This window comes from uncultured Streptococcus sp., from assembly GCF_938036805.1.
Lineage (GTDB): Bacteria > Bacillota > Bacilli > Lactobacillales > Streptococcaceae > Streptococcus.
In genome coordinates this window covers 1-4,410 of sequence record NZ_CALHWC010000106.1, presented here as the reverse complement: position 1 = coordinate 4,410, position 4,410 = coordinate 1, and the positions used below count along the sequence as shown (strand labels likewise).

Below are 4,410 nucleotides of genomic sequence, written 5' to 3'. Positions count from 1 at the left end.
TTTGTCAAACCAGATGAGATTTCTTGATTTTCAGCATCAGCATTCCCTAAGGTTACTTCCACTTTCTTCGCTTTACCTTTTTCGACAGTCCAAACGTAGTTCTTGTCTCCGTCTGAGATGATACTGCTTGCTGGTACAAGAATCCCTTTTGTATTGTTTTTCACTTCAACGCTGACAGAGAAACCTTGCTTCAAATCACCAATTTCACTTGTAATATCGACTGTAAATGGATATTTTGCAGAGGAAGCTGCGCCACCTGTATTGGTTGATGAAGCTTGCTGTCCATCCTTAGGATAGTTGGAAATATAACTAATTTTGCCTGTCCATTTTTTATCAGGATATACTTTAGAAGTAATGCTTACTTCTTGCCCAACTGACAAATTAGCCAGATTGTATTCAGAGAGTTCTCCCTTGATTTGAAGGCTGCCGTTGCTGACAATATGCACCAAGGTTTGGTTAGTTCCTGTTGTTGATTTGGATACATCGCGGTTTACTTCTACTACTGTTCCCTCAACAGTGCTTGTAACAGTCGCTGCATTCAACAAAGCTTGCGCCTTATTCATATTATCCACAGCGTCTGAACGTGCATCACGCAAATCAGCCAGTTGAGAATCGACGGTCCGTTGAGCAGAAGCAAGGGACTTACTATCCGTCTCTTCATCGCCAGTTTTTTCTACTGTCGCCCCATTAGTCTGTAAGTCATTAATCTGACGGTCAGCCTTATTAACAGCACGAACTGCTGCATCATAGTTTGCTTGAGCTTCTGTGCTCTTATATTGAACAAGTGCTTGTCCTACAGCTACTTGGTCGCCAACATTGACTAGGACCGACTCCAAGTCGCCCTTGGTAGCATCATAATAAACATATTGCTCTGAGTTAGCCGTTACGGTCCCCGTCAACAGGACAGATGAGGCTATGCTACCTTCTTTTGCCTGCTGCACAATTGGTGCAACTTCCTTAGGTTCTGTTGTAGAACTAAGATTGCTCAGGACTATTGCAGAAATTGCTCCCAATACAACTACAACAGCAACTCCGATAATACTAAATAGCTGCCATTTTTTCAGCTTTTTCATCTTTTTTCCTCCTCTTGATGAAAACCATTTTTCTTTTATACTACATTATATCATAAGCCTAACATATTGTGATAGGAAAAGGGATAAAATCCCTAAAAGGCCATTTTTCCTCTACAAACGCTGCAGGATCTCTAAATCATAGCAGATTTTTGCATTCATTTTCTAAAAGCTGCAGGATCTCTAAATCATAGCAGATTTTTGCATTCATTTTCTAAAAAAGGTACAATTACTTCATATTGATTAAAGGAGCTTCTATCTAACTATGAAAGAATTCGATATTATTGCAATTGGCGGTGGTAGCGGGGGTATTGCTACCATGAATCGCGCTGGTGAGCATGGCGCTAAAGCAGCTGTCATTGAAGAAAAGAAATTAGGGGGAACCTGTGTCAATGTCGGTTGTGTCCCTAAAAAAATCATGTGGTACGGTGCTCAGATTGCCGAGGCCATCCAACACTACGGACCAGACTATGGCTTTACTTCAGAAAATCAGCAATTTGACTTTGCTACCTTACGAAAGAATCGGGAAGCCTACATTGACCGCGCTCGCTCATCCTATGATGGCAGCTTCAAACGCAACGGCGTTGAACTGATCGAAGGTCGCGCTCATTTCGTTGACAAGCATACAGTCGAAGTCAATGGAGAATTGATTCGCGCCAAGCACATCGTTATCGCAACAGGTGCACATGCAGCCATTCCTCAGATTCCTGGTGCCGAATACGGTGAGACTTCTGACGATGTTTTTGCTTGGGAAGAGCTGCCTAAGTCTGTTGCTGTCGTCGGAGCAGGCTATATCGCAGTGGAGCTTGCTGGTGTCCTCCATACTCTAGGTGTCAAGACGGATCTCTTTGTCCGTCGCGACCGTCCTCTCCGCAATTTCGATAGCTATCTGATTGACGGATTGGTATCTGAAATAGAAAAATCTGGTCCTAGTCTTCATGCTCACAAGATACCCGAACGAGTGGAAAAACTTCCTGATGGTCAGCTACAACTCTACTTCCAAGACGGTAGTAGCCATATTGCTGAGCGGATCATCTGGGCCATTGGCCGTAAGCCAAATGTCCAAGGTTTCAATCTTGATGCTGCAGGGGTTACCCTAAATGACCGAGGCTTCATCGCTGTGGATGAATACCAAAATACTGTCGTACCTGGCATCTATGCCTTGGGCGATGTGACGGGCGAAAAAGAGCTGACACCAGTAGCAATTAAGGCTGGACGCACCCTGTCTGAACGCCTCTTTAACGGCAAGACAGATGCCAAGATGGATTACTCCACTATTCCGACTGTCGTCTTCTCCCACCCCGCTATTGGCACAGTAGGGCTGACGGAGGAAGAAGCTATTCGAGATTATGGTGCTGAGCAAATTCATGTCTACACCTCTAGCTTCACATCCATGTACTCAGCTGTCACCCAGCACCGCCAGCAGGCTCGCTTCAAGCTTATCACTGCGGGTCACGATGAAAAGGTTGTCGGCCTCCATGGCATTGGCTATGGCGTAGATGAGATGATTCAAGGCTTCGCTGTTGCTATTAAGATGGGAGCTACCAAAGCCGACTTTGACGCGACTGTTGCCATTCACCCAACTGGCTCCGAAGAATTTGTCACCATGCGCTAAAAGTTTCTTCTTTGGCCTTTCTAAAGCTCATTATTATCATAAAATAAAGAAAAGAAGGCAACCATAACTTATCCTTTCATTTTTGATTTTTATCTTACATTTTTGTAAGAAAGAAGTCTTATACCATTTGAATAGACCTAGTCACACTATCTGGATTTATTCTTTGACTTCTTACTTTATTTTAAAGCATAAGATTCAATTATCATTCAAGAAATTCTAAATTATTTCTAAAATTGAGGAAGATTTATTTAAAGGATCTTCCTCTTTTTTATTAGTCTGTCACACTTCTTCTAGACAATCTCATAAATTGTAATTTTTAAAGATAGTCCTATTTCCTTAAAATATTCATGACTTCCTAACCATCTTTTACCCTTTCTGCTATTCAAGATACAGTATTTTTGATATGATAGTAAGAAATACTAAGAGAAAGGGGATTGGAAATGAGCAAAACGAAAAAATTACTAGCAGCTCTGGGAATTATTTTCTTTAATATTTTTGGCTTAATCGCCTTTATCTTCCTCCTCATTCGGAGTCGCAAAAAGCGGAAATAAGCAAACAACTGTCTAGTCTGATGTAAAAAGACTTGACTTTTTTTTATTTTGATTTAGAATAGTTACCATAATTCAAAAAAGAGGTTTACTATTATGAACAAGAATAAAGCATTTCTTCTTGCCCTTCCAGCTATTGGCGCTGCCTTCCTAGCTGTACTTTCCCAGCTTAGTTTCTCTATTGGGACCATTCCCATCACGCTGCAGACCTTTGCTGTCGGTTTGATTGCAACCATTTTTAGAACCCGCGAAGCTGTCTTGTCTGTTCTGCTCTATCTGCTGCTGGGTGCTATTGGCCTGCCGGTCTTCGCTGGAGGAAGCGGTGGTTTTCAAGCCCTCTTCGGACCAAGCGCGGGCTATCTTTGGGCTTATCTGCTCTTTGCGCTGGTTACTTCCAGTCTGACAAGCAAGGATAGTAAGTTTTCCACGATTCTTTTGGCTAATCTGCTCGGAGATGCACTGGTCTTCGTCGGTGGTGTAATCGGACTTCATTTTCTGGCTAACATGGGATTTTCTAAGGCCATTGCTGTTGGTGTCACACCTTTCATTCTTCCTGATCTTTTAAAAATTGTCGCAATCACTCTCATCAGCATTCCTATGTTTAGGAGTCTGGCTTTCCATTCCTATTTTTCAGACAATAAAAACGGATAGACTTTGCGTCTATCCATTTTTAAATGCATCCAAAAGAACTTGAAACTCTTCATTGGAGAGGGTAATTCCCTTGCCCATCTTGCTGTGGTCAGGACTCCAAGTTCGGATATCGTACTTGGCTGGCGCACCGTTAAAACTTACGCGGTTGAGTTCTTTGGTCCATCCTTTTTCATTTTCCGATAAAACGAGCAATTTTTCCTCGATTTCAAATTTAAAATCTGCCATACTTTACCTCTTTTCTACTTTCTATCTCATTATTCGTAAAAGATTTTACTTTTTTAATTATTTTATTATATAATATATTGTAACAAGTTATGGAGATTTTATCTATGAAAAAATATCTCGAAATGATTTTACAAAAAACTAATGAGTTTATCAACTACAAAAAGACAGATAAGGAAGAGGACGACAACAGTCACATCCTGCAGACCATTGACTTGGCTCTGCGGAAAAATTCTGGTGTCCATGTTATTTTTCTGGATAAGAATTTTACTGGCGATATTGTCAAATATGACCGTGACCGCCA

General features: G+C 41.4%; 4 protein-coding genes and 1 pseudogene. 3 read left to right on the top strand and 2 right to left on the bottom strand.

Annotation, left to right across the window (positions count from 1 at the left end; translation table 11 throughout):
- Positions 1–1,073, bottom strand: a 1,073-nt coding sequence (locus tag Q0191_RS04090; RefSeq protein ID WP_297664077.1) for an efflux RND transporter periplasmic adaptor subunit, incomplete at its 3' end; no start/stop codon positions are given.
- Positions 1,074–1,335: 262 nt separating this feature from the next.
- On the opposite strand from Q0191_RS04090, the gene gorA reads away from it, so the two are divergent.
- Positions 1,336–2,685: a glutathione-disulfide reductase gene (gorA, locus tag Q0191_RS04085; RefSeq protein ID WP_297664075.1), complete on the top strand. Its 1,350-nt coding sequence runs from the start codon at positions 1,336–1,338 to the stop codon at positions 2,683–2,685.
- Between the two features lie 644 nt (positions 2,686–3,329).
- On the top strand, positions 3,330–3,884 hold the full coding sequence (locus Q0191_RS04080) for a biotin transporter BioY (protein ID WP_297664073.1): 555 nt from the start codon (positions 3,330–3,332) through the stop codon (positions 3,882–3,884).
- Positions 3,885–3,893: 9 nt separating this feature from the next.
- Here Q0191_RS04080 and Q0191_RS04075 read toward each other — a convergent pair whose 3' ends face one another.
- Positions 3,894–4,109, bottom strand: coding sequence for a YdbC family protein (locus Q0191_RS04075; protein ID WP_005590703.1), 216 nt, complete (start codon positions 4,107–4,109; stop codon positions 3,894–3,896).
- An 89-nt stretch (positions 4,110–4,198) separates the two neighbouring features.
- On the opposite strand from Q0191_RS04075, the pseudogene Q0191_RS04070 reads away from it, so the two are divergent.
- A pseudogene (locus Q0191_RS04070) lies at positions 4,199–4,410 on the top strand (hypothetical protein); the annotation flags it as partial.

Excerpts from the sequence above, each read along its gene's own strand:
- gorA (WP_297664075.1), top strand. The coding sequence starts at position 1,336 with ATGAAAGAATTCGATATTATTGCAATTGGCGGTGGTAGCGGGGGTATT.
- Q0191_RS04080 (WP_297664073.1), top strand. The coding sequence starts at position 3,330 with ATGAACAAGAATAAAGCATTTCTTCTTGCCCTTCCAGCTATTGGCGCT.
- Q0191_RS04075 (WP_005590703.1), bottom strand. The coding sequence starts at position 4,109 with ATGGCAGATTTTAAATTTGAAATCGAGGAAAAATTGCTCGTTTTATCG.